The organism is Rhodococcus sp. NPDC060084 (assembly GCF_042730335.1).
Classification (GTDB): Bacteria; Actinomycetota; Actinomycetes; order Mycobacteriales; family Mycobacteriaceae; genus Rhodococcus.
Genome location: NZ_JBHWWX010000004.1, coordinates 107,656 through 133,253, shown reverse-complemented (window position 1 = coordinate 133,253; position 25,598 = coordinate 107,656). Strand labels below are relative to the sequence as shown.

Sequence of the window (25,598 nt, the reverse complement as noted above, 5' to 3'; positions counted from 1 at the left end):
GATACGACGGCGCCCACCGGGAAAGATTCTCCGGTGGGCGCCGTCGTGTGTAAGAGGGTGTTGCTACTTCTCGAAGACGATGTCCTCGACGAGCGTGTGCTGCTCGACGGCGGACGGCGCCTGCATGCCCGGTGCCTGATCGTCGGAGTGCGCGGCCTTGAACGAATCGGAACGCAGCCAGGCGAGGAAGTCGTCTTTGGAGTCGAACTCCATCGTGGACAGGTAGGGGAGACCGTCGGCCGCCGGACGGAGGAGAGTCGTGCGGTTGAGGCCGGGAACGCCGTCGAGGGTTTCGCGCATGCTGTCGACGAAGACCTTCTCGAATGCCTCTGCCGTCTCGGCGGGAACCTCGATGCGGTTGGTGATGACGTACACGATGGGGCCTTTCTCGACGGGCAGGACTTCTCCGGGAATCATACGCCGCAGGTGAACTGGGGTATTTGCGCGGTAAGTGGGGATCGGCTCCCGGAACAGCGTGCGCAACTCTCCACTCACCGCGCGGCTGCGGCATTCCGGGAGCGTGCACGGGTGACGGCGCGTGCGAACCGGCCCGCGACCACCTCGAACCGCTCCAGCTCTGCCCAGTTCCAGCGGACTACTTCCAGTCCCAGGTCGCGCAATGCGTCTTCTCGACGTTTCTCGGCGAGGAGGTCACGACGGTCCCGGTATTTGATGCTGCCGTCGAACTCGCCGACGATGCCGAGGCCGTCCCAGAAGAAGTCGAGGCGGTACCGTCGTCCGTCGCGCACGACCACCTCGCGTTGCAGATCCGGTGCGGGTAACCCGGACTCTCGCATACGGATCCGCGACAGCGATTCACCGACGCTCTCGCTTCTCCCGTCCAGAAAATCCAGAACCGACGCCGCGGCAGTCGTACCGGTGTGGTGTCGTGCCCGCGCGAGTACCGGGGCCAACTGCAGGCGTGTGTTCGGGTGAAGGCGTAGAGCGGAGTCTCCGGTTGCCACCGCCTGGTCGCGCGGCAGCGTGCGGGCGAGATCGACGACCGTCCTGGCGACCGACGTGACGGCGACTCCGCAGATATCCACGAGATCGTCATCGCCCCACGTCGTGTGGTGCGCGTGCAGGTGTGGCGTGATCCGCCCGTGTCGCGCCGGACGCGAGACGTGCACGCGGGTCAGAGGCACCTTCCAGATATCGAGACGATGGAGAACCGCCGCAGACACATGGCTGATCGCTTCACCCGGCTCGAGAAGCGAACCGACGTGGCGCGCGTGCACGCGGTGGCGCCCCGCCTCGTCGAGCGCGTCGTACTCGGTCCGCCGCAGGTAGACGCCGCGGGCAAGCGGGACGAGTGTGCCCGCGCGCAGCGCGTGCCGTATGTCGTTGTCCGACGCCCCTGCGGCCGTGAGCGACGTCCTCGTCAGCACTTCCGGCTCGTCCATGCAGCGGATCGTGCCCGATCAGGTCACGGGTCCGAGCGTTCGAAGGCAACGTACCGGCGCCCTTGTGGACAAATGCCGTGTCTGCGGACAAGTACGCGCGGATCAGAACAGGCGCGGAGTCGCGTGGGATCCGTCCCGGGCTTCGACGACCCGCGCATGCCACCGATCGACGAGCCACATCTCGACCAATTCCGGTCGCGTGGCCATGAGACCGGCCCACGTGTTGATCAGTTCGACGTACCGGTGATAGCGACGCACGGTGAAGTCTGCGACCGACGGGTCCTCGAGCCATCCCTCGTGCACGAGCGTCGATACACCGTGCTGGTCCAGCATCTGCGCGGGACCGGTGTCCGTGCGCGCCTCCACCGCCCACAGGTAGGACGCCATCAACGGCACACCCACTCCCGGAATGTCGGGCCATCCCGACCAGGTCTGACGAGAGGTGTCGGGCAGCCCTTTCGTCTTGGCGCAATAGTCGAGGACACCTTTGATCTTCGCGAACGGGTGGCGACCTTCGGGGGTGCGCACGTCGCGGACGTCGGGGAACCGCCGCACCGCTTTTCGTCGTGGATGCGCGCTGCGCCATGCCGCACACAGGAACAACAGGCCGAGAGCCTCGTGGTCGGCATCGATCAGGTCGCTACCCAACCGAAGGTCGTTGCGCTGCACCACCGCAGTGCCGGTGGTGACGATGCGGCCGTCGAGGTTTCGTCCGCGCAACCTGATCTCGTGTCCCGCGTCCTCGAGATGATCGTTCCACCACTGCAGATCGACCGTCACGCCGTCGTCGAGCACCTGAAGATCGAAGGGCCGTGCCCGGCACCACTCGGCACAGGCCTTCGGAGGCTCGAATCCTTCGTCGTACGGATGCATTCTCGTGAGCCTGCCACGGGCACTCGATGTTCCGTGCCCGACACACGCGGCGGCATCATCACAGCTCGGTTTCCATCTCCCGGAGTTGCCGTGCCCAGTCGAACTCGGCCTCGAGAAATGCTTCCCCTCCCGAAGCGAAAGCGTCGCGCAGGTCGGTGAGCGTGGCAATGAATTGGTCGATGCGCTCGCGCGCGGATTCCGGTGTTCCGGCGGCCTTGCGTGCATAACCGTCGGCGAGTTGTCGGGCGGACTCGAGGTCGCCGAAACCGTCGGTCCGTGTGAGCCCTTCCGACTGAGCCCGTGCCAACCCCAATTCGTGAAGCATTGTGTTGCAGATTGCGACGATCTCTTCGATGACGTGCGGTTCCAGTCGTACGAAGTGGCTCATTCAGTGATGTCCTAGCCGTCGATGAGAGGTTCGATGTCCGTGACAAGTTCCGTGAAACCCGCGCACCACTCCGTCTGGGGAACGCCCCTAGTGTGATCGGCGTTGTAGATGCGGCTCAATATGACGATTCCGAACTCCGACTCGAGTACGAAGGCACAGCTGCCAGACAGAGCTGGATCGACTTCCTGGAGAGCGCGTCGACCATTGATCACCGTCTCCGTCGCGACGTGCCCGTTCTTCGCGAGTTCTTCCTCGAGGGTGACATTGCCCGAAAGGATGATCAGGCTGTAACTGCGAAGGACGCCAGGTATGTGGAGCGTGCCTCGATAATCGCAGCCGAGAAAGCTGTAGGTGCCCATCGGCAACTCTTTGGGCCTCTTGCTCCTGGGATCGAAACCCGAAGACGCGAGCAGTTCGTCCGGAATATCCAGACACGGGTCGAACGTGATCTGCGGGCGACGCGAGTCGTCCACGACCCGCGGCGTCCTCGTCGTCGAGGTCGGCGTTTCGACAGCTTCCGGCTCGCTCGGCGTCGCCGCGCCGGATGCGCATCCCACCGCCGTCACCACGACAGCCAGCGATGCGACCGCTCGCACGACACGATTCCGCCCACCCACGCGACCCCCCGATCCGCTGATTGCCGCAGACGCTAGCACAGGGAACGCAGAACCGTATCGCCGCGATCTGCGCGCTCAATCGGGATCTACTCACGCAATAGCGTTGGCAGATAACAATTCACCGCGCAAATTCGACGGATTACCCGTTGGCGGCATCGAGCAGGCGCTGAATTTCGTCCTCGCCGATTCCGAAATCGCCGAAGCTGAGAATCCGGCCGATGGGCATCGACGCTGCCATGGCGAGGACCGCAGGATCGAGAGCCGGAGCCTGCCGGTCTCCGGACGCCACGAAGATCGTCGAGAGCGCTTCGGCGGCAGCACGGTTGGCCAGAACTTCACCGATCGACGACTCCAACGTCAACGGCACGTTCACGGCATCGCCGGCGACTTCCGCAGTCGCCGTGACCCGGATATCGCGGCTCGACGCGCCGACCTCCACGGTGTACAGGCCGCCCTCCACCACCCACGCATCGACACGGGGGTCCCAGTATGCGAGGTCCGATCGGCGAACCGCGATTCGGACCTCCCGCGACTCGCCGGGTTCGAGGAATACCTTCGCAAATCCCTTCAACTCGCGGGGTGCCCGCGACACGGCGGACGACGGCAGCGAGACGTACACCTGCACGACTTCAGACCCGGCGCGGTCTCCGATGTTGGTCACCGTGACGGTCACGGCCAGATCGTCGCCAGCGGTCACGGCCGCGGCGCCGTACTCGAAGGTCGTGTACGACAAGCCATGTCCGAACGGGAACGACACATCTTGGCGTCGTGCATCGAAGCCGCGGTAGCCGACGAACAATCCTTCCCCGTAGCGGACGTGCCCGTGCTCGCCCGGGAAGTTCGTGAACGACTGAGTGTCCTCGAGCCTGACCGGGATCGTTTCGGCGAGACGCCCGGACGGGTTGACTATGCCGAACAGCACGTCGGCCAGCGCGCCGCCACCCGCTTGTCCGAGCAGAAACCCTTCGACGATCCCGGGCACCTTGTGCGCGAAGCCGGAGACCCGCACGACACCTCCGTTGGAGAGGACGACCACCGTGTCGGGGTTCGCCGCAACCACGTCGTCGAGCAGTCGTAGTTGCTCGGACGGGAGTTCGAGATCGGGGCGGTCGAAGCCTTCCGATTCGAGTTCGGAGGGGAGTCCGAGGAACAGCACAGCCGCCTCGGCGCCGGCAGCGGCGTCGACGGCAGCCGTGCGGAGTGCGTCGTCGGCGGTACCGTCGAGCAAGTACCCCGCGGCAAAAGCGACATTCCCGGACGCGAGTGCGTTGATCTCGTCGAGTGGTGTGTCGATCCGGGTGGGATTGATCCGCGACGATCCCGCTCCCTGATACCTGGGAGTGCGGGCGAGTTCGCCGATCAACGCAACGTCGACGTCGAGAGGGAGTGGAAGCAGGGCGCGCTCGTTCTGCAGGAGCACGACGCTCGCTGCCGCAGCTTCCCGTGCGAGGGCATGGTGGTCGTCGGCGTTGTAGGTCGCGTCGGCGTCGGCGCGCGAGGCGACGCGGCCGACGAGGTCGACGACCCGCGCTGCTGCCGTGTCGAGCACCGTTTCGTCCAGCGCGCCCGACCGCACCGCGTCGACGATCTCCTGATCCGTGCGACCTCCGCTCGACGGCATCTCGAGGTCGAGGCCCGCTGCCACCGCCGAGACCCGATCGGCGACGGCGCCCCAGTCACTGACGACAAGACCGTCGAATCCCCACTCGCCTCGCAGCACGTCGGTGAGCAGCCACGGATTCTGCGACGAGTAGACCCCGTTGATGCGGTTGTACGAGCACATCACCGTCCAGGGACGTGCATCCTCGACCACGCGCTGGAAAGCGCGCAGGTAGATCTCCCGTAAAGGTCGCGGGTCGACGTCCGCCGACACCCGCATCCGATCGGTTTCCTGGTTGTTCGCCGCGAAGTGCTTCAGCGACGCACCGACACCCTGCGACTGGATACCGCGAACCAGCGCGGTGCCGAGGATGCCCGCGAGCAACGGATCCTCCGACAAATATTCGAAGTTCCGTCCGCACAGCGGCGACCGCTTGATGTTGATCCCCGGACCGAGCAGCACGCCGACCTGCTCGGCGCGGGCTTCGGACCCGAGCGCAACGCCGACACGTTCCAGAAGGGCCGCGTCGAACGAGCAACCGAGCGCGACGGCGGGCGGAAAGCAGGTCGCCGGTACCGAGTCGGCGAGCCCGAGATGGTCGCCGCCCTCGGACTGCTTGCGGACACCGTGCGGCCCGTCTGTGAGCATGATCGACGGAATGCCCAACCGGGTAAGCGGTTTGGTGAACCAGAAGTTCAGCCCGCTGGTCAAGCCCGCCTTCTCTTCGAGAGTTGCTCCGGCGACGATGCCGGCGGGGGAGCGGTTCGGTGCGTCCTCGGTCATCAGGCTCCTTCGACGGGGCTTCGCAGCAGCGTATCCCCGTCGAAGTGGGTGAGTGTGTGGGTCGGGAATTCGGGTACCACGACAGAACCAGCCGCTTCCAGGAGGATGTCGATGGACACCGTGACAAAACTGCTCGATCGCGCCGGACGAACGTACGCGGAGGATGCGGGCATCACACTGAAAGACACCCCGAAGCCCTTGTTCGAGCTTCTCGTCCTCGCGTTGCTGTCGAGTACGCGAATATCGGCGGATATCGCCGTCGCTGCGGCGAAAGAACTGTTTCAGGCAGGATGGCGTACCCCGGAGGCAATGGCGAAGGCGCCACGTCCGGACGTGATTGCTGCGCTCGGACGCGGTCACTACGTTCGGTACGACGAGAGCACTGCCACTCGGTTGCGCGAGATGGGCGAACGAGTCGAATCCGAGTACCAGGGCGATCTGAGAAAACTGGCACAGCGTGCTGACGGTGACGCTGCGGCAGCGGCCCGTCTGCTGGAGGAATTCGACGGAATCGGACCTGTGGGAGCGGAAATCTTCCTGCGCGAAGTCCAGGACGTGTGGACCTGGCTCCGGCCCTACCTCGACAAGCGTGCCCGGCAAGGCGCCGAAGCGCTCGGTGTGCCAGCAGAGTCGGAGAAATTGGAGAAGCACGCGCCCGACGGCCGGTTCGCTCCGCTTGCTGCGGCGCTCGTTCGCGTCTCGCTGGACGACGACCTACTCGAGGACGTGCGCGGCTGATCGGTCACGCACCTTCGACTGCCGCCAGGAGCATCTTCGCCGCTACCGAGATCAGCTTCGTCCGGTCGGCATCCGGGGGCCGGAGCAGGGCGATCCGGGAGCACAGACTCGCGGTGGCACCCATGACGATGAAGACCAGGTCGTCGAGTGCGTCGTCGTCGAGATCGGGGCGCAGGCGTGTAGGAATGATGCGCGCCAAGGGGCGGAGGGGGGCCTCGATGTCGGCCCAGGCGAAGCCGAACTCGGCCTCGTTCGAGGTGTAGGACACTCGCAGGACCGGGGCATGCTTCTCGAATGCGGAGGTGAGCCCTTCCACGACCGTGACCATCGCGTCGAGGGGCGCCTGGTCCATCGCACGGGCGATTGCCGTCGACAGCGCCGTGGTGATGTTGTGGACGGCCGTCATCCTCAGTTCGTCGATGATGGCGTCCATGTCCGGGAAGTAGCGGTAGACGGTACCGATGCTCACGTGGGCGTGTTCGGCGAGAGCCGTCGTACTGACGCGTGCCCCGGGCCGACGCTCGAGAAGCTCGTGAGTGGACGTGAGAAGGTGCGTACGCATCTCTCTGGCACGGCGCTGAGTCGGGGATGTTCGTACCCCTCTACCGGCTGAATTGCCGTTCGGTGTGCTGGTCACAAGAAATGAATAGTAAGTGAGGATTTCTCGTGTTTGCATGGAATGCATGAATCGACGCATTCCGCGCGAACTTGTCAACGCAGATCTCGCTGTGCGCCGCTACGGCGACCTCGCGAGCAGATGGCTGGACGGGATGTGGCAGGCCGACCCACTGGCCGACGCGGTCGTCGCCGACGACTTCGGTTCCTCCTCGGCCACAGCCGAAGTACGCAGGGCGTTGGCAGACGGTATCCACGCTGTCCCGAACGCTCCCGAGTCGCTACGAGCGCTGTTCACACGCCTCGACGACGAACCCGAGTGGCTCGACCACGACCGCCTGGACAACGCTGGCGATGCCCTCATCCGTCACACCCCCGTGATGGGCATGGTGCTCGGGGCGGCGTCGCTGCTTCGGGGTGCCGCCAGCGAGATCGCCGGGAAACCTCTCGCGCTGACCGGTCGTTACGTGAGCCAGCCGGCGGTGCGCTCCGTCGAGGTGGGGGAGTGGCTGCGGCATGTGATCGCGCGCGACGGAATGCGCCGCAACGGAGAAGGTTTCGCATTCACCGTCCGGGTGCGGCTCATCCACGCACACGTGCGCCGGGGGATCGTCGCGAGCGGACTGTGGGACGAGGACGCATGGGGAGTGCCGATCCCACAGCCCTATATGGCGTTCACCATCGCCGAATTCGGGCACATCTGCGTCGAAGCGATGCAGACGCTCGGCGTGCGCTTCACCCGGACGGAACTCGACGACATCTACCACCTGTGGCGTTACGTCGGGCATGTGATCGGCATGAGCGACGAACTCAACCTGTGTAAAGAAGCCGATCACGTGCTCGTCGAGGAGTTGTACCGGTTGACCTCTCCGGGACCGAGCCAGGACGACCGAGATTTCGTGGCCGCACTCACCGACGACTATCTCGTCCCGGAACTCGCGAACCTCCTGCCCGGAAACGACCGTGTGCGAACATCTCTCGCTCGCACGCTGATGCACTGCCTGCAGCGTGTCTTCGTAGGTGATGCGGAGGCCGATGCGCTGGGGATCCCGGACAGCCCGCTCAAGCACGTGGTGCGCCGGGCCGGCCCCGCGCTCGCCCTCGTCAACCGGATCCAGGAGCGGCGCTACCCGGACAAGGCTCGGACAACAGCGCGGGCGTACAAGGTTCGGGACGCAGCGATGGACCGTATGCGCGTGGACTACGGCGTCGCCCACGACCTGGTGGACGCCGCTCCCCGTTAACCATCTGAAAGGGAGGAAATGCGCGCCGGACGGAGATTCGCGCGGCGAATATCGTGAGCGAATCTCCGTTCGACGCGCAGATCAAGATCTACACGTCCCTGTCCGCGGTATCGAGTGCGCGTGCCCAGTCGAATTGCGTGTCGAGGAAGTCCTCGCCTCCCGACGCGAACGCGTCGCGCAGTTGGGTCAGAGTGTCGATGAACTGTTCGATCCGCTCGCGCGCGGATTCTGGTGTGCCGGCCGCCTTGCGGCTGTAACCGGCGGCGAGTTGGCGGGCGGATTCGAGATCGCCGAAACCGTGCGTTGCGGAAAGCCTCTCAGTTGCTTCCCCGACCTTGTGCAGCTCGGCAAGCATGGTGTTACAGATGGTGACTAGTTCGTCGATCACATGGGGTTCGAGTCGAACGAAGGCTGACACAGGTTTCCTCCCAAGCGGTTTCGGCTCAGCTCGTGATAGATGGTTCGAGCGCCGTTACGAGCGCTTCCAGTCCCTCGCACCATTCGCGTTGCGGCACGGGGCCAGGGTGGTCCTTGTGGTAAATCCTGCTGAAGATAACCATGCCGAAAGCCGTTCGGAGAACGAACCTGCAGGTCCCGCCAGTGGCGGGATCGATCTCGAGGAGGGCGGGGCGGTCGTTGATCATGGTCTCGGTAGCAACGTGACCGTTCTTTTGTAGTTCTTCTTCGAGTGTGACGTTGCCTGCCAGCACGAGAAGGCTGTATCCGCGGCGAACTCCGGGAACGACAGTGGGATCCCGATAAGTGCAGCCCAGGAACGTGTACGACCCCATCGGCATATCCGAAAACTCTTTGTGCGCCGCGTTGTAGCCGGCCTCCGTCATCACATCGTCGGGGAGGTCGAGGCAGGGATCGAAGGTGACGGGAGGACGTCCGGAGTCGTCGACGACGCGCGGTGTGCGCACTTCCGACGTCTCGACAACCGTCTCGGCTCGAGCACGTTCGTCGGGGGGTGGTGGAGACCCGCATCCTGTCGTGACAGCTATTGCGGCCACGAGAGAACACGTCGCCAAGCCCCGCCTGCTCATGAGCCCCCCGGATCCGCAGTTGGCGCCAGACGCTAGCACACCCGGTTCGGCGGAGCGGAACGAACTTCGGCGGAGTCCGCGCCCTCAGCCTGGTCCCGCAGAGAGGGCATCGAAGACGCGCTGAGCGAATGCCTGGTCCTCAATTCCCAGGATGTCCGCCCAGAAATACGCTGCTTCGGTGCCGTAGTCATGGCCGTGGCCACTGGGTACGTCAGCGGCGAACACCATGTCCAGGGTCACCTGCCAGAACGTCACGAACGGGATCCACGACATGCTCTTGTCGACATCGGCGCCGCGCTCTTCCCGGAGCCAATCGGGGCGGTTCAGGATCAGGTCGGTGGACCACCAGACGATCGGATCGCTCGGGTGCTGCCAGTACACGATGCGGGGGAACTCCCATTGGCGCAGTCCGGGGAGGTCGGTGAGATCCGCAGGTGTGGCGGCGAAGCGCACATTCTGACCGCCGTAGACGACGGGAAGGATCTCGCGACTGCCCGGGTCGCGCGAGTCGGTAATCCTGCGCCACTGCTCGGTGAAATCGGGGGTGCCCACCCACAGGGCACCGTCGGTGCGGGTGATCATGTCCTGCGCCCCGGAGAACGCCGACTGGCCGCCGTACGACCCGAGGGATTCACCGAAGACCAGTAGCTTCGGCCGTGTGTTCGGGTCCAGGTCGCTCCAGCGGTCGTACACGGCTTCGAACAGTGCGCGACCGGCGTTGCGTGGGGAAACCCGGTCGGCGAGGAACGCCAGCGGACTCGCCAGAAAGGAGTACTGCATCGCGGCGATCGCCGAGTTTCCGTCCGCGAGGTATTCGAGGCTGGACGCGACGTCTTCGTTGACCCATCCACGTCCCGTCGTGGTGGCGACGGCCAGATACTCCCGATCGAATGCGTTCGTGCGGTCGAGTTCCGCCACCACACGTGAAGCGAGGGTGTCCATCTCTTCGGGTTCGGACTGTCCTCCGGCGTTATCGATCGAGCGGTAACCCGCGTAGACCCGGATCGGCATCATGGCCGGCCTACCGGTGACCGCACCGATCTCCTCCGGTGTCGGTCCGCCGGCGACGAACGTCCGGCCTTCGCGTCCGAGCGAGTCCCACGGTTGTTCCGACGCGTCGGATCCGGACCGGTCGGGCGACTGCGGTTGCACGACACCGGCTGCGGTGCCCTCGTCGACCACCTTCGCCGACCCGTCGGCGATACGCGTGATCCCGGCCGCGAGCAGGCCCTCGAGCGCAAGAAATACGACGGCTCCCACCACCACGACACTCACTGCCCGCGCGACGGGCACCGGCAGAATCCGCACGACCTGCCGAGTGATGAACTGCGCGACACGACGCAGACCTCGCCCTATGAGAAGGAGGATCAGCGAGAGGAACAGGGCTACGGCCAGCACGCCGGGATAGTCCCAGTTGCTTCCGCTCTCGATGCCCACGAGTTCGCGGCTGATGTTCTGCCAGCGCGACCCGAGCGCGAGGAACGTCGGCACCACCACGATCGCGACCAACGCGAGCAGTATCCAGAGGACCTTTGCGGCTTTCGGTGGCACTCGGACGTCGAATCCGCATTTGCGTATCCCCCATGCCACCAGGACGCCGATCCCGTAGCCCGTCACGATGCTGATTCCGGTGGCGACCCCCTGCAGATACCACGCACGCGGAAGTAGCGAGGGCGTGAGCGACCAGCAATAGAATAGCAACGCCACCACCAGCCCGAGGAAGCTGAACCGACTGAGCCACTCCATGATTCCATGCCGCATTCGCATGGGAAGGGAGACGCGTTCATGAGGCGCGGGGGCCGGAGTGGTGTCGGTCGTCGTCGTCACGGGCGGGTCGCTTTCGTCGTAGGACGTTCTGCCGGCGGGCTGTAGTTCGTCCATTCCGTTTCGACTTTTGCGCCGGAGCCACGTCGAGGGGACGGAATTCGATGCCGTGCGACGAAAACTAGCAGAATGAGGGGGTAATTCTCGGGAGAAGAGGCCATGGAATTCCGATCGACAGCGACGGTTTCCGGAAGGCGCGTCCCGGCACAGTTCCGCGCGGCGATGAGGACTGATCTCGTCCGCACCGGGTCGCTGCGTCTCGATGCGGACGGAAGCGGCATATCGGTTGCTCCGGACCGGATTCGGCGTGATCGGCATGCGTGCGGTCGCGGCGTCCGAAAGCCCGGATATGCCCCGGAGACGTCCCGGCCGGTGTCATTCTGGAGAGTGAATCGCCATCGATCGGCGGGAGGCCGAGGATGAAAGCACTGGTATTTCATGGTCCGGGACAACGCGCGTGGGAAGACGTGCCCGACCCCACGATCACCGAACCGACCGACGCGATCGTGCGCGTCGACGCGGTGACGATCTGCGGCACCGATCTGCACATTCTCGGTGGTGACGTTCCGGCGGTGACGGACGGACGAATTCTCGGTCACGAAGCCGTGGGCACTGTCGTCGAAGTCGGCTCCGGCGTTCGCAATCTCATGGCCGGTGACCGCGTACTGGTCTCGTGCGTCTCCGCCTGCGGCCGATGCCGATACTGCCGCGAGGCGCGGTACGGCCAATGTCTCAACGGAGGCGGCTGGATTCTCGGACATCTGATCGACGGAACCCAGGCCGAACTGGTGCGAGTTCCGTTCGCGGACAACTCGACCTACAAGATCCCCGAGGGGGTCAGTGACGAGCAGATGCTCATGCTCGCCGACATCCTGCCCACGTCGTACGAGGTGGGAGTACTCAACGGGTGTGTGCGTCCGGCCGACGTGGTGGTCATCATCGGCGCCGGGCCGATCGGTCTCGCCGCGATTCTGGGCACCAAGTTGTTCAGTCCCAGCCATATCGTGGCCGTCGACCTCGCCGACAGTCGCCTGGAAGCCGCGAGATCCTTCGGAGCGGACATCGCTCTGAACGGTGGACGCGACGATGTCGCAGCGGTCGTGGGTGACCTCACCGGTGGGCTCGGAGCCGACGTCACGATGGAAGCGGTCGGCGTGCCGCAGACGTTCGAGCAGGCGGTGGCGCTTGTCCGGCCGGGCGGACACGTCGCGAACCTCGGCGTCCACGGTTCGCCCGCGACACTGCATCTCGAGGACATCTGGATCAAGGATCTGACCATCACGACCGGACTCGTCGACACGTATTCCACGCCCACGCTCATCGGGCTGGTGGCAAGCGGCCGGCTCGATACGTCGCAGATGATTACGCACCGATTCAACCTCGACGATTTCATGGAGGCGTACGACGTCTTCAGTCGAGCAGGGGAGACGGGCGCGCTGAAGGTGCTGCTCACAGCCCATTCTTCGACTTAATTCCCGGTCGATGAAGCCAGACATATCGGCGGAATGAGCGGCGGCGTTACAGGGTCGACCCGAATTCGGGGCCGAATTTTCACGCGTCGAAACCTCCGGTAAGAATGTCCGATCGGACCGAGTTTCTGCTCGGTCCGGAGGGACATCCGGAGGGGTAGACGTGATCGATCTTCGTGCGCCGGCGAGTGGAACCGTCACGCTGCCCCGAGGGCATCGCTGGGTGGTGGTCGATGTCGAGACCTCCGGTGTGCGTGCAAACGCCCACCGCGTGCTCAGCGTCGCCGCGCTCGCGTTGCGCGAGGACGGTTCGGTCGAGCGGGAGTTCTCGTCGCTCGTCGATCCCGGTTGCGACCCCGGGCCGGTGCACATCCACAACCTCACCCGCGAGCGGCTCGCGGGAGCGCCGCGCTTCGAAGACATCGCGTCGGAGCTGGCGGACATTCTCGCCGGCGGCACCGTCGTCGCCCACAACGCGTCGTTCGACTACGGCTTTCTCGACGCCGAGTTCCGGCGGGCGGGAAGGACACTTCCGGTGCAGCAGCGGCTGTGCACGCTCGCGTTGTCGCGCCGCCTCGACCTGGACCTTCCCAACTACCGGCTCGCGACGCTCGCGGAGCACTGGCAGATTCAGCAACTCCAGGCACACGACGCGTACGACGACGCTCGTGTGCTGACCGAAATCTTCCTGCGCAGCGCCGGAATGGCACAGACACTGCAACTTCCGCTGCCCGTCGTGAACTGTCGGAGCAGCAAGTCGGTGTACCCGGCATCGGTGACCCGGGTTCCCTGCCGGTGGAAGAACCCGGGCAAGTTCACGGACGCCGGTCTCGTGCAGGGTATGAAGGTCGTGATCAGCGGGTCGACCGCCACGCCGCGGACGGCACTCGCCGAGCGCCTCACCGAAGCAGGGCTCGACGTCCTCAACCAGGTGAGCCGGCAGACCAGTGTGCTGGTGTGCAACGACCCCGTCGTGCAGACCGCCAAGGTGCGCAAGGCGATGGCCGAAAGCATTCCCGTCATCAGCGAGCGACACCTCGACGACCTTCTCACCCGGGTCGCTCCCGGCGAGCCCAAGGTCGCCACCGTCATCGATGTCGTGCCGCAGGCACAGATCCCGGTGGAGACTCCGCAGGTCGTCACCGCCCCCGCCCCCGATGACACGGCGCCGGCACAGGGCTGGGCGCTGCAGGGCCACAAGCCCAAGTTGTGGTCGGGCCGAAAAGTACTGTTGCTGGGCGGAACCCATCTCGAAGCGGTGATGATGCGGTCACGCATCGCGCAACTCGGTGCCAGGCCCGCCCTCAACTTCACGGCCGCGGTCACCGACGCGCTGGTCCTCGGCGGCGGCGAAAGCGACAAGCGGATGCCCCGGGTGCTGCAACGCGCGCTGCCCGTCCTCACCCCCGACGACGTCAACGCCGCGGTGGAGAAGGGTGTGATCCCACCGCACATGCGGACCGAATCCCGAATGACGGCGCCGGTGCTGTCGCTCGGCGAGGTGACCGACCTGCCCGCGAAGATCACGTCCTGGTCGGTGAACATCGCGTGGAAAGCCGAAGCTGTCGACGACGAGTTCGACATCGACATCGTCGCATTCCTGCTCGGTTCGGACGAAAAAGTCGACACCGATGACGATTTCGTCTTCTACAACAACCCCGTGTTCGACGACGGGGTGGTGGAACTGACCATCGACGGCAGCAGTGAGCAGTGCGTCCGCGTCGACCTCGCGTCGCTGCCCGCCGAGTGCGAGCGCATCGCCATCGCGGCGGCTATCGACGGCGACCGTACCTTCGGTGACCTCGGCGCCGTCTCCGTCAGCGTCGACAGCGACGACGGCACTGCCGCGACCTTCGTTCTCGACGCCGGGACCACCGAACGCACGATGGTGCTCACCGAGATCTACCGCCGGGCAGGCAAGTGGCGTCTGCGGGCGGTGGGGCAGGGCTACGACGACGGCCTTGCGGCCCTTGCGGTGCGGTACGGGGTCGACGTCGATGCCTGAACGGTCACGGGTACTGCCGTCGCGAGATCTGCGATGAGCATTCGTATTCCCCAGGAGCCGAGGTTCGCGCATGTCACCGAAGAAGTGGTGTGGCGGGCGCTGATCGATCAGCTCGGGCCGAACGACCTCGTGGTCGCGAACCAGCGCGTCACCGACCACGACAAGGACCACGAAATAGATTTCGTCGTGGCGCTCGAGGGCTACGGTGTGATCTGCCTCGAGGTCAAGGGCGGGGGAGTCTGGTACGAGAACGGCGCGTGGTATCAGCGTCGCCCGGGCGGACCCGCCGTCATCGATCCGGTGGGACAGGTGCGAGGCGCAATGTACGCGTTACGCCGGTACGTCGACGACGATCCCCGCCGTCCCGTCGGCCACGTGCGGTGGGATCACGTGGTCGTGTTCCCCAACAGTTCCTTTCCCGCAGACTTCGCCTTGCCGGAATGTCCCCGCTGGAAGGTGGTCGACCGTGACGATCTGAGCGGAATCGTCGGCAAGCTCATGAAGGTGCTCATCGATCAGCACGTCGCGAGAACCGGGATCGACGCGGATTCGATCCTCGAACTCGCAGATGTGCTGTCGGGGCGTGGATTGCCTCAGCGCGACGTGGTCTCGCGCGCACTCGAGAACGAAGACGCCGGCAACTTGCTCACCCAGCAGCAAGCCGCGGTACTCGATGCGGCGCGTCTGCTTCCCCGCGTCGAGATCCGCGGAGGAGCGGGAAGTGGCAAGACCTTCCTCGCGATCGAAAAGGCTCGCAGGCTCACCAAGGAGGGCAAGCGTGTCGCGCTGATCTGCTATTCCCACGGGCTCGCGTCCTACCTCGAACGCGTCACCAGGGCACTGCCACGGAAACAGCGTCCCGCCTATGTCGGTGAATTTCACAAACTCGGCCGACGCTGGGGTGCCCCGGAAGGTCCGCCGGAGAGCGTGCGCACGGAAGAAACCGTGGCGTTCTGGGAGCATGTGCTCCCGGCGCGAATGGCGGAACTCGCAGCCGAACTTCCGAACGGGCAGCGGTTCGACGCCGTGGTCGTCGACGAAGCGCAGGACTTCGCCGACGATTGGTGGCGGCCGGTTCTCGCTGTATTGAGAGACGAGGATGCCGGCGAGATCTACGTGTTCAGCGACGAAGGGCAGCGGGTCTTCGATCGGGAAGGTGTTCCCCCGGTTGCGCTGGTGCCGTTTGGTGCTCGATCAGAACCTCCGCAACACCAAGCAGATCGCCGGGTGTTTCACACCGCTCGTCGGGCAACGCATGCGATTGCTCGGCGGCGACGGACCCGACGTCACCTTCGTTCCGTGCGCACCGGAAGATGCGCTCGATCGCGCCGACGATGCCATCGAGACGTTGCTCGAAAGCGGTTGGCGGCCCGAGGATGTCGTGCTCCTCGCGACCGGGAGTCGACATCCGGAGCAGGTCGAGAGGCAGCAAGCCGGGCCTGAAGCGTACTGGGAGAGTTTCTGGGACAGCGACCAGGTGTTCTACGGTCACGTCCTGGGATTCAAAGGACTCGAGCGTCGGGCCGTCGTGCTTGCCGTGAACGAATCACGGCCGCAGGAGCGATCGCGGGAACGATTGTATGTGGGGCTGTCCCGGGCACGTGACCAGTTGATCGTGTGCGGGGATCCGACATTCATACGGACGGTCGGTGGAGAGGAGTTGCTGAAACGGCTGGGCGGGGTGTGAAGCCCCGCTGCCCACGACTACCAGCCGAGCGTAGCCTTTCAGCTTCTCCCGGTGCGGACTCGTCTCGAGACTGTCGCGCACTCGGCAGAATTGGCGGTGACGCCGGCTTCGATTCCGCGGTTGTACGTGAATCTTCACTCGCCGCGGGAGCTGGTTAACAAGCCGGTGCCTTCTGGTTCGCGCTTTGTCGAAGCCACCGGCTAGGGACGCAGCCAGGTACCGGACGCGGACTTGGCTCTATCGGGCGGACACCAGGGGTGGTTGCTCCGACCGACGAATGGGGATGCGGTCGCCTGCTCAGTGAGGGTTGATGAGCCGAACCGTTGTCGATCTGCGCGCTCAATGGTGATTCGCTCGCGCATTTCCGTGCGCGGATCCCCGTTGGGCGAGCAAATAGCATGCATGGAAAGCCCGGCGTCGGCTGATTGCTCGCAACTGGTGCCCCTGCACTGTCCTGGCGGTAACAGCAGGGGATTTTTACGCAGGTCGAAGGGTAGTGTCGGCGGAATTCAATGCACTTGTGCGGGGACGAGGCGGGACCGGACGCGGACCCGTCGGAGACGGTTTCTAAGGTGGTGTGGTCCGTTGCCGTCGGCGGGTGGAAGCAGGGTGTGGAGTGGACGTCGCGTCGAGGGATAACGATCCCGAACTGAGGGACCGCGTGCAACGCCTGCTTGCCTTCATGGCAGAGCTCGTCCAAGCCCGCAGCGCACCGGTTCGCATCGTCGACAAACACCGTGCCGTGATGTCCCTCGAGGAGGGAAACATCAGAGCCGGCCTGAAAGCCCACGCCGCGTCGGGTGAGGTCTTCCTGCGCGCGCGTCGTGCTCAGCTCGAAGACCCGCCACTCCCTTCCGGAGAGTTCGCGACGTATGTTCGCGGAGATATCGGCGACTCCGACATCGAACCCGCACTCGACCCGACGGCCCCCGACACCGTGGCAGGGTTCGACGCCTGGCTCACGGACTGGCGGACATGGGCGGCTGCCGACCGTGAACGACGAGCCGCATCGCATCTGTACACGTTCCTGCAGCGAACGATGCTGGACCTCGAAGACCAGCCTGAATCGCTCGAACTCGTCGTCGCGTCGGGTTTGCTGCATCTGTCCGAGCGGGTTGCGGGCGCGCGGGTTCGGACGCACCTGATCACGCAGTCCGCTCTGATCGAGCGGCACGGCGACTCCGGCGACCTGGTGGTCCGGCTCGATCCCGGCGCCGGCCCGTCGTTGGAAGACGTCCAGATCCTCACCGGACTGGAGGTGTTCGACCCGTCGAGTGTCCGGGAACTGCACGACTCCCTTGTCACTCAGGTCGCGTCGCCCCTCGACCCCGCCGCCCGGGCGTTCTTGAAGAGCTGGGCCGAGCGCGCGCTCACCCTGCGTGTCGAGGTCGCCGAGCGTGCAGAAGAAGCATCGGCGCCCGACGCATTCGTCACCCCGTCACCGGCACTCGTCCTGCGCAAGCGCGGTGCCCACGCGCTCATCGAGTACTACAACCGCATGACCGAGTCCGCCGCCGACGAAGCGAACCCGGTGCCGCTCGGTTTGGCGCAACTCGTGGAGGCGATCGAACCGGCGGACCGTGTCACATGGCTCGACCGCATCGGCACGCCGTCGGGTCTCTTCACCGGGGATCCGCTGCTTCCACTACCCGCGAACGAGGAACAACGCGAGATCCTCGACCGGCTCGCGGGTGACAGCGGCGTCGTGATCGAAGGCCCACCGGGTACGGGCAAGACCCACACCATCGCCAACATCGTGTCCGCGTTGCTGGCGCGTGGCCAGCGCGTGCTGGTCACCAGCGAGAAGGCGCAGGCGCTCCGTGTACTTCGGGACAAGCTCCCAAACGAGCTTCAGGACCTGTGTGTTGCGGTGACCGACCCGGTCGACGGCGGGTCTGTGGAACTCACCCGCAGTGTCAGTGAAATCGCCATTCGCAAAGCGCAATTCAACGCGCGGCGCGCGCAGGAACGCATCGACGAACTCACCACGCAGCGGAACGATGCACTCGGCCGTCGAGCGACGCTGATGGAACAGATCCGGCAGGCGCGAGCCGAGGAAGCATCGGTCCATGCCGAGGTCGCTGCCGGCTACGAGGGGACGGTTGCCTCGATCGTCCGACGGGTCCGCGCACAACAACCCAAATACGAGTGGCTGCCCGCACCTCTCCTCACCGACGCCCCGCCGCTGACGGTCGACGAGCTCGTCACCCTCCATGCGCTCCATCAGCGGTCGAGTGTCGAGCGTGCGCGACGCCGGCACCAACGCTTCCCGGAACTGTCCCTCCCCACCCAGAGGGAACTCCAGTACGCGTGCGCTGCCGTCTCCCAGGCATCGAGCGGCACCTCGAACGACGAGATGCAGGGATTGCTGCGGATACTCGAGGGGCATCCCTCGAGGCACTCGCCCACATCCGCGACCGGTGCGAGCAGTTGCAGGGCGCCCTGAAGGATGCAGATCGGCTCGACGCTCGAATTCGTCGCGTCGCCGACGACGTCCTGTCGGGGAAGGCTCAGCATCTGTGGGGAAAGACCGCCGAACTCGCAGGCCTCGTGCAGGACGCGCAAGAGGCCGACCGGATCGTCGGTGCCAGTTCGGTCGAGGTGCCGGTGGTGGGACCGCTGGCCTTAGAGGCCTACGACGCGCTCGCCCGCAAGCTGGAGGCGGGCGAAACGTGGCGCAGTGGATTCGCTCGGTTCCTGAGAAGCGACGAACAATCAGCCGTCGAGGCGCTCGGTGAGCCGGCGACCGTCGACGGCGTCGCGGCTACCACCGCCCACACGGTGCGCATCGTCGCCGAACATCTCCGTGTGCTCGAGGCGATCCGGGTGGCGGGGGTCGTCCTGCGCGACCTGGGCATCGACATCGAGCTCGACGAGTCGCGCAGCCGTGCTGTCGGCACCCTCGCCTTCATCGACCGCGACCGCGTCATCATCGACAGTCTCGTGGCACGGGTTCGAGACGTCGAATCGGCGCTTCGCGATGTCCATCCCGGTGCGCCGCGGATCGCGAGCGTCGAACAGGCGCGGTCCATCGCGGAGTCGGCACGGGCCATCGCCGCGACGGGCACGGCGGAAGCAAGCAAGAACTGGCTCGAATCCATCGGAATGTACGTGCGGGGACAGACCGCCGGGGGAGCGTCACCCGAAGGACGCGCGCTCGCACGCGCCTTCCACGAAGCGGACTTCGAGGCGATCAACGCGGCACTGGACGCGTGGGACCGTGCGGTCGGTGAACAACGCGAGGAGCTGGAACTCGTAGCGCTGCAGGCGCGTTTGACGACTGCTGCACCGGCACTCGCGCAGACCCTCGGAGACAATCCGTTGAGCTTGGCATGGCCGGTTCGTCTCGCCCACATCGACGATGCGTGGGCGTGGCGACGCGCAGACGACTGGGTGCGGCGCTTCCACGAACGTAGCGACGACGGGCAGTTCGAACGCGAACTCGACACAGTCGAGAAGGACATCACGCGTCTCACGACGCAGCTCGTCGAGGAGAAGGCGTGGAGTGAGTGTCTCGCCCGCACGACTGCCGAACAGGTCCAGGCACTCCATTCGTACCGCGACCATGTCGCGAGCATCGGTAAGGGAACCGGGCGGTATGCGGAGCGCTACCGGGCCGCGGCGCGCGAGGCCATGCAGGTTGCCCAGGGTGCGGTGCCGGCGTGGGTGATGCCGTTGCAGCAGGTACTCGCTTCGATTCCACCCGAACAGAATTCGTTCGACGTCGTCATCGTCGACGAATCGAGCCAGGTCGACATCAGCAGTCTGTTTCTGCTGTGGCTGGCGCCGCGTGTGATCGTCGTCGGCGACGACAAGCAGTGCGCACCGAGTGCCGTGTCGCTGGGTGCACTCGACGGCGTCTTCACTCGTCTCGATTCGTACCTGCCCGATATTCCGAATTACCTGCGCGACAGCTTCACTCCGCGGTCGAGTCTGTTCTCCTTGCTCCGGTCGCGGTTCGGAAGCATCATCCGGCTGCGGGAACACTTCCGGTCGATGCCGGAGATCATCGCGTGGTCCAGCGAACAGTTCTATGCCGACGATCCGCTGGTTCCCCTGCGGCAGTACGGGTCCGACCGTCTACCGCCACTGCGCACCACGTACGTCGAGAGTGGCGCCGTCACGGGACAAAACTCCACGTTGGCGAACCACGTCGAAGCCCATGCCCTCGTCGACACCCTCGTGCAGTGCGTCCAGGACCCCGCCTACGACGGCAAGACGTTCGGCGTGGTCGTTCTACAGGGACAGTCGCAAGTCGACGTCATCCAGAACGAACTGCTGGACCGGCTCACCCCGGCCCAGTGGGAGGAACGCAGGTTGCGCGTCGGCACGCCCCCGGATTTCCAGGGCGACGAGCGGAGTGTGGTGTTCCTGTCGATGGTCGTGGCGCCCGACCAGAACATCGCGGCCATGACGCGGACCGAATACCAGCGACGATTCAACGTTGCGGCCTCGCGTGCTCAAGACCAACTGTGGTTGTTCCATTCGCGGACGCTCGACACGCTGCGGCGCACCGACCTGCGGTATTCGCTGCTCTCCCATATGCAGTCGACGTCGACGCTGCCCGCCGCACCCATGCCGGACGGTGTCACGCGTGACGAACGACACGAGGCGTTCGACAGTCTCTTCCAGCAGGAGGTGTTCCTCGACATCGTCGGCCGCGGATATCACGTGAACCCGCGCGTCGAGGTGAACGGCCACTTCATCGATCTGGTGGTGACCGGCGCAGCGGGCAAGCTGGCGGTCGCGTGCGACGACGGGCAGTGGCACACCAGTCCCGACCGGCAGCGAGCCGACCTGGAGCGAGAGCGGGAACTGCACCGGAGTGGGTGGAAGTTCTGGCGGGTGCGGGAGTCGGAGTACTACCTCGACCCGGCTGCGGCAATGACCGGACTGTGGGGCGAGCTGGAACGTCGCGGAATCACACCCGGCCGGGTGGATATGCAATCGATCGCCGGGACGGACGATGACTGAAACAGCTTGGTAGCAAAGGTTCTCGGCCGGGAACGTTACAGTGCGTCTTTCCACCCGCTTTCTTCAGCAAAAGTACACAAGTGCCTGATATTTGTTGATTTGCAACAACTCTCAGCGAAGGATCCCCGAAGACATCGTCTCTTGGGGATTCTTCGTATACGGAGGGTGCGGCGTCTACGACGGTAGGGCGATGAACGTCAGCGGATCCGAATTCTCGAAGCGGTCACTGACATTGCCCACCAAGCCACCTTCGACGGCGGTGTCGCCGAGCAGATCCAACTTGCGTGCCGACGCGCCTTCCGAGAAGTCGAGATCCTGGAGGTCCACCCACACGATGTTGGGGCGCGTCGTCGACTCGAAGACGTAACGCTTGCCCGTCAGATCTGCGACGGTCTGCCAAAGCGTCTGCGATGCAAACGGTTTCCCGGGATCCGGCACTCGGAACGGTTGTGCGACGTTGCGGATGACGCTGAACATTCCCGCGATGGCCTGAACCTGGCTGTCGGGGACGGGAAGTCGCCCGACGTAGTGAGCCGCGCGGGCGAATCTGTCGGGTGCCGCATCGGTGCCGGGGAGAGGTTCGTCGCCCCCGAACCCCTGGACGCGTTCGAGCAGTTTCAACTGCTCGCAGTAGGTGGGTGAGTTGGTCATGACTGTGTAGTCGCGGCTGTGCCACACCGTGGGCTTGCCGTCGAGGTATTCGATGATCGCGGAATCGCCGGTCGCATCGTCGAGGGCGAGGTGAACCGCCGGCACCTCGCCGGTCGCGGGATCGCCCAGCGGCACGACCCGCAGTTCGTTCTCCTCGACGTACGCGACGGCGTCGGCGACGGTGGAGAAATTGTCGAGGAAGTACTGCATCCACACCGCGACGCTCAGCGCGGGTTTGCTGGTGTCGCGGTGCCCGTAGTCCGACTCGGTCAGCCACAGGACGTGCCCCGCCAACCCGGCTTCGTTGAGGCCGTCGACGGTCATCACGTCGTAGGCTCCCGCAACCACGCTGCCGTACTTCGACGTCCACGAGAGTTGCCCGCCGACCCCGTCGTCACGTGTCATTCCCCGGGGTAACGCCCACAGGTTGGTGGCGGTCTCTCGGTGGTAATCCATGTTCCGGCCTACAAGCACTTGACCGGATGGGCCGTGCCACACGACTCGGGTGCACATACGCGACACCTTTCCGCGGGAGTTCCGCGCATCGGCAGTTTCCAGTACCTGTGACTCGGCGTATCCCGGTTCGCATTCCTGTGCCGATTCGCAAGGGATTTCGATGTTGTATCACGGGGTGACAGAACGATGTCGTCAACGATACAGCCGGGGATCGACTGTGGGGGTGAATTGTGTGGTCATTCGTCCGGGACAGTGCCCCGAGGATCGCTTTGACCCGCACCTCGTCCTCGATTCCGAGAACGGGCCTTCCGGCGGCAAGATGGGAAATACCCGTCCGATCTCGCATGTCGCGGCAGAGACGGGAATCTCCCGAGCGTGCGCCAGCAAATGGATGGCCCGTTACCGCGAACACGAACACGGCGAGCTCGGTCTGCTCGACCGGCCCAGCGTCACTCACCACCAGCCCACGTCGCGCAGCATGGTGGATCTTGCGCAGCGCAAGGCCGACGAGGCCGGCGTGGGTATCGGCGGTCACCACCTGCACCCCGAACAGGCCCTGGGCGACCAGTCCGCGGAAGAAGATCAGTCAGTCGGCGCCGCCTTCGGCGGAGGTGACATCATGCCCAGGATTGCGGTAGCCGTCGGCGTTGACCCCGACCTCGACCAAGGCATGGATGTTGACGACTCGGCCGTTCTCGCGGGCTTTGGGCACGAGGGCGTCGGCGGCGATGAATGTGTGCGGGCCCTGGTCCAAAGGCCGGTTTCCGAAACGCGTCGACCTGCCCGTCGAGTTCCTTTGCCATGACGCTGACCTGCGGTTTCGGCAGTGAGGTGATGCCGAGGGTGTCGACGAGTTTCTCCATCCGGCGGGTCGAGACCCGAGCTTGGATCTAAACCGACTCGCCCCGAGCACGGTTCAGAGCTCACGGGTTTCAACATAGTTATGGGACATCCGGTCGCGGCTCGATCACGTATACGTTCGTTGTGAGCAAGTAGGGGTGATGGATGGACGTATTGATCCGATCACACGTAGACGCGGATGATTTCGATTCCCAGCTGCGCCGAGAGGTCATGGCTCGGCTGCGCCACCGTCATGCGCGAATATGAGACACGTTGTGCTGTTTGTGTATTCGAGCCCGGCGACCTGCTGGATGCCGCACATATTGTGTCTGATGCCGTCGGCGGCGAGTTCATGGGCGATGCGGGCTGCGGACCATTTGTGGGTCCGACGCAGGGTTTTGAACCGGCCACCATATGTGCCCGAGCTTTCCTGAGCGCCCAAAATGCGTCCGAAAGTCCCTCCCCGAGAACCCTCGGCAAGTCGGTTGTTGCGGCTTCGGAAAGACTCTCTATGTCGGGGTGGATGGACTGAATGTCGTTTGGGCGAGTAACTCGACTTTCGGGATTGCGAACTCGACCAGAATCTCGGCAGACTCGAGCGCATCGGCCGTGACGAATATGTTGGCGGAGAGTGCGCCGATAGCTACCGATGCAGGGATCGGATCGTCGCTCATGTGCCGACCTTCAGAGCTCCCATACCTGGTCGGGATCGTCGAGTGCGGCGCGAATCTGGCCGAGGTCGCCCAGATCCGCGAGGGGAGATGTTCTGGCGATGTCGACGATTCCCCGTAGCACGTCAGTGATTGCTTGCGTGTTGTCTTGCTCGAGCGCCTGGTCGAGTCGGGTGAACAAAGCGTCGAAGGTTGTTCGCCGCTCCGCGAACGCTTGCTCGAAGTATCCCCTGACGATCGACTCGGCGGATTTGATGCGCTGGACCTCCGCGGCTGCATAAGTGTGGAGTCTCGCGCGCTTCGTTTGCTCGACGGCGTGGATTTCGATGCACTCCTGCGCGGCTGAAACCAACTGGGATAGCGCGGTGAATCCGTCGGCGGCGGAGATCGCGCGTCTCACAGGACCTAACACATCGCCTTCGTAGATTTTCTGATCAGGCTTCTTCGGCGCCACTGCCGTCTCCTCGGGTCATGGGGCGGTACCGTACGGCCACTTTCGCGCTGTCCTCGGTCAGTTCGCCGTCTTCGTCGAGGACGGGAGTCGCAGCGACATCCCGGACGGCCACGGTGAGTGCCATCGCTTTCTGGAAACGGGATGCATGGACACGTGGGTCGAAACCCTCCGAGTCGAGAAGGTCCAGTGCCGCGACGGCTTTGGTGGTCAATGTGCGGAGGAGGTCGCGGAGCTCGTCGATCCGCTGGTCGATACTCGTCAAAAGCGCATCGGTGGTGCCTAGTTCGGCGTTCGCGATCTCGATTCTTGCTTGGAGTTCGGCGGCTTCGGTGAGTGCTTTCTCGCCCTGGCCCTTGATGACGAAACCACTGATGAGTAGTGCGGGACCGAGGGTCACGACATTGAGTGCGGCGGCCCCGAGCGCCACTCCGCCGCCGCCAGCCGATAATGCGCCTCCGCCGAGCCAAGCCATAGCAGCGCTCTGTGCGGCCGCACCTGACAGGCTTGAGATGGCAGCCCCCGTGCTGGCAACTCCGAAGCTGGTGGCGGCGGCCGAGACTGCGGAAGCAGTTCCCACTCCGGTCGCCGCCGCACCCATCGCGCCGCTGATCCACCCGCCGAGGTTGAGTTCGAGTCCACTCGGCCCGTCGAAATAGGAGATGCCTGCATGAAGGCCGTCGGCGAGTAATTTCTCGTTGTCCCGGACCTGCTTTTCGTGGCGGCGAAGGAACTCTGCCATTCGCAACACGACGTCCACCAGCGATTGTTGCTGCAGATTGCCCAGCGCTTCGAGTTCGGCATTCGTCTTGCCTATGCGTTCCTCGATGGCATCGCGCCGCTTCGTGTATCGCTCCACGGCCGTTCGCAACTGGCCCGAGGCCTTCTTCCGGTCGGCAATGCCCCTGCCACCGAGAGCGACACCGCCGCCACCGGTCACGGCACCGATCGCGATCAGTGCGGCAGGTATCAGGGGTAGGACCATGTACTTTCCTTCATGCGGGTTGGCTGAGTGTGCCATCGAAATCGGATAATCAACCACACGGTGGTGTTGAAGGTCGAAGTGCGTAGGCATCAAGTGTGGCGAGTGCGCAGGTGTGGTGGCCGGCGCCGAAACGGTGTGATTATGGCAGGGGCAGTTCAGAAAGGTGACTTTAGGGGATTGCGGGTCTTCTGACTGTCCCCTGTTCGAATGATCGACAACGACCTCGGCAGATGCCTGACACCCCGGCGCCTTACGGGCAACTGCAGTACCTCGAAGAT

Annotated in this window: 20 protein-coding genes and 3 pseudogenes; 8 read left to right on the top strand and 15 right to left on the bottom strand. The window is 64.7% G+C overall.

What is annotated here, in order from left to right; genetic code table 11:
• Positions 1–63: 63 nt before the first annotated feature.
• From ACFWBU_RS04045 to ACFWBU_RS04020, 6 genes are all read right to left on the bottom strand, one after another.
• Entirely contained in the window at positions 64–417 is a 354-nt protein-coding gene (locus tag ACFWBU_RS04045) for an antibiotic biosynthesis monooxygenase (RefSeq protein ID WP_206037343.1), read from the bottom strand.
• A 74-nt stretch (positions 418–491) separates the two neighbouring features.
• Entirely contained in the window at positions 492–1,403 is a 912-nt protein-coding gene (locus ACFWBU_RS04040) for a hypothetical protein (protein ID WP_378527576.1), read from the bottom strand.
• Positions 1,404–1,505: 102 nt separating this feature from the next.
• Positions 1,506–2,276: a hypothetical protein gene (locus ACFWBU_RS04035; protein WP_378527575.1), complete on the bottom strand. Its 771-nt coding sequence runs from the start codon at positions 2,274–2,276 to the stop codon at positions 1,506–1,508.
• Positions 2,277–2,334: 58 nt separating this feature from the next.
• Complete coding sequence (locus tag ACFWBU_RS04030; RefSeq protein WP_378527574.1) at positions 2,335–2,664, bottom strand: hypothetical protein; 330 nt, start codon at positions 2,662–2,664, stop codon at positions 2,335–2,337.
• Positions 2,665–2,675: 11 nt separating this feature from the next.
• Positions 2,676–3,260 carry a DUF3558 domain-containing protein gene (locus ACFWBU_RS04025; RefSeq protein WP_378527572.1) on the bottom strand — a complete coding sequence of 195 codons (585 nt, stop codon included), beginning with the start codon at positions 3,258–3,260 and terminating at the stop codon, positions 2,676–2,678.
• Between the two features lie 160 nt (positions 3,261–3,420).
• Positions 3,421–5,664, bottom strand: coding sequence for a glycoside hydrolase family 3 C-terminal domain-containing protein (locus tag ACFWBU_RS04020; RefSeq protein ID WP_378527570.1), 2,244 nt, complete (start codon positions 5,662–5,664; stop codon positions 3,421–3,423).
• 111 nt (positions 5,665–5,775) lie between these two features.
• On the opposite strand from ACFWBU_RS04020, the gene ACFWBU_RS04015 reads away from it, so the two are divergent.
• A complete protein-coding gene (locus tag ACFWBU_RS04015) occupies positions 5,776–6,402 on the top strand; it encodes an endonuclease (RefSeq protein ID WP_240952689.1) in 627 nt (208 codons plus the stop codon).
• A gap of 4 nt (positions 6,403–6,406) precedes the next feature.
• Here ACFWBU_RS04015 and ACFWBU_RS04010 read toward each other — a convergent pair whose 3' ends face one another.
• On the bottom strand, positions 6,407–6,964 hold the full coding sequence (locus ACFWBU_RS04010; RefSeq protein WP_378527569.1) for a TetR/AcrR family transcriptional regulator: 558 nt from the start codon (positions 6,962–6,964) through the stop codon (positions 6,407–6,409).
• A gap of 121 nt (positions 6,965–7,085) precedes the next feature.
• Between ACFWBU_RS04010 and ACFWBU_RS04005 the strand changes: the two genes are divergently transcribed.
• The gene (locus ACFWBU_RS04005; RefSeq protein ID WP_378527568.1) at positions 7,086–8,261 is read left to right on the top strand and encodes an oxygenase MpaB family protein; all 1,176 of its coding nucleotides are present in this window, start codon (positions 7,086–7,088) and stop codon (positions 8,259–8,261) included.
• 88 nt (positions 8,262–8,349) lie between these two features.
• Here the strand turns inward: ACFWBU_RS04005 and ACFWBU_RS04000 are convergent, their stop codons facing one another.
• The 3 genes from ACFWBU_RS04000 to ACFWBU_RS03990 form a co-directional block, all read right to left on the bottom strand.
• Positions 8,350–8,679 carry a hypothetical protein gene (locus ACFWBU_RS04000; RefSeq protein WP_378527566.1) on the bottom strand — a complete coding sequence of 110 codons (330 nt, stop codon included), beginning with the start codon at positions 8,677–8,679 and terminating at the stop codon, positions 8,350–8,352.
• 25 nt (positions 8,680–8,704) lie between these two features.
• Complete coding sequence (locus ACFWBU_RS03995) at positions 8,705–9,307, bottom strand: DUF3558 domain-containing protein (protein ID WP_378527565.1); 603 nt, start codon at positions 9,305–9,307, stop codon at positions 8,705–8,707.
• Positions 9,308–9,391: 84 nt separating this feature from the next.
• Complete coding sequence (locus ACFWBU_RS03990; RefSeq protein ID WP_378527564.1) at positions 9,392–11,053, bottom strand: alpha/beta hydrolase; 1,662 nt, start codon at positions 11,051–11,053, stop codon at positions 9,392–9,394.
• Positions 11,054–11,550: 497 nt separating this feature from the next.
• Between ACFWBU_RS03990 and ACFWBU_RS03985 the strand changes: the two genes are divergently transcribed.
• The 5 genes and pseudogenes from ACFWBU_RS03985 to ACFWBU_RS03965 all read left to right on the top strand — a co-directional run bounded on the left by ACFWBU_RS03985 (position 11,551) and on the right by ACFWBU_RS03965 (position 21,266).
• Complete coding sequence (locus ACFWBU_RS03985; protein WP_378527563.1) at positions 11,551–12,603, top strand: zinc-dependent alcohol dehydrogenase family protein; 1,053 nt, start codon at positions 11,551–11,553, stop codon at positions 12,601–12,603.
• A gap of 160 nt (positions 12,604–12,763) precedes the next feature.
• A complete protein-coding gene (locus ACFWBU_RS03980; RefSeq protein ID WP_378527562.1) occupies positions 12,764–14,605 on the top strand; it encodes a TerD family protein in 1,842 nt (613 codons plus the stop codon).
• A gap of 33 nt (positions 14,606–14,638) precedes the next feature.
• A pseudogene (locus ACFWBU_RS03975) lies at positions 14,639–16,292 on the top strand (NERD domain-containing protein).
• Positions 16,293–16,953: 661 nt separating this feature from the next.
• A complete protein-coding gene (locus ACFWBU_RS03970) occupies positions 16,954–18,738 on the top strand; it encodes an AAA domain-containing protein (RefSeq protein ID WP_378527561.1) in 1,785 nt (594 codons plus the stop codon).
• Positions 18,723–21,266: an AAA domain-containing protein gene (locus ACFWBU_RS03965; RefSeq protein ID WP_378527560.1), complete on the top strand. Its 2,544-nt coding sequence runs from the start codon at positions 18,723–18,725 to the stop codon at positions 21,264–21,266. Before ACFWBU_RS03970 ends, ACFWBU_RS03965 begins: the two co-directional genes overlap by 16 nt.
• A gap of 174 nt (positions 21,267–21,440) precedes the next feature.
• Here the strand turns inward: ACFWBU_RS03965 and ACFWBU_RS03960 are convergent, their stop codons facing one another.
• Complete coding sequence (locus ACFWBU_RS03960; protein WP_378527559.1) at positions 21,441–22,430, bottom strand: linear amide C-N hydrolase; 990 nt, start codon at positions 22,428–22,430, stop codon at positions 21,441–21,443.
• 271 nt (positions 22,431–22,701) lie between these two features.
• Between ACFWBU_RS03960 and ACFWBU_RS03955 the strand changes: the two are divergent.
• Positions 22,702–22,845: pseudogene (locus tag ACFWBU_RS03955) on the top strand (helix-turn-helix domain-containing protein); the annotation flags it as partial.
• A 33-nt stretch (positions 22,846–22,878) separates the two neighbouring features.
• Here the strand turns inward: ACFWBU_RS03955 and ACFWBU_RS03950 are convergent.
• The 4 genes and pseudogenes from ACFWBU_RS03950 to ACFWBU_RS03935 form a co-directional block, all read right to left on the bottom strand.
• Positions 22,879–23,251: pseudogene (locus ACFWBU_RS03950) on the bottom strand (transposase); the annotation flags it as partial.
• 471 nt (positions 23,252–23,722) lie between these two features.
• The gene (locus tag ACFWBU_RS03945; RefSeq protein WP_378527558.1) at positions 23,723–23,887 is read right to left on the bottom strand and encodes a hypothetical protein; all 165 of its coding nucleotides are present in this window, start codon (positions 23,885–23,887) and stop codon (positions 23,723–23,725) included.
• 10 nt (positions 23,888–23,897) lie between these two features.
• Positions 23,898–24,338: a hypothetical protein gene (locus ACFWBU_RS03940; RefSeq protein ID WP_378527557.1), complete on the bottom strand. Its 441-nt coding sequence runs from the start codon at positions 24,336–24,338 to the stop codon at positions 23,898–23,900.
• Entirely contained in the window at positions 24,319–25,320 is a 1,002-nt protein-coding gene (locus ACFWBU_RS03935) for a hypothetical protein (protein ID WP_378527556.1), read from the bottom strand. Before ACFWBU_RS03935 ends, ACFWBU_RS03940 begins: the two co-directional genes overlap by 20 nt.
• Positions 25,321–25,598 lie beyond the last annotated feature (278 nt).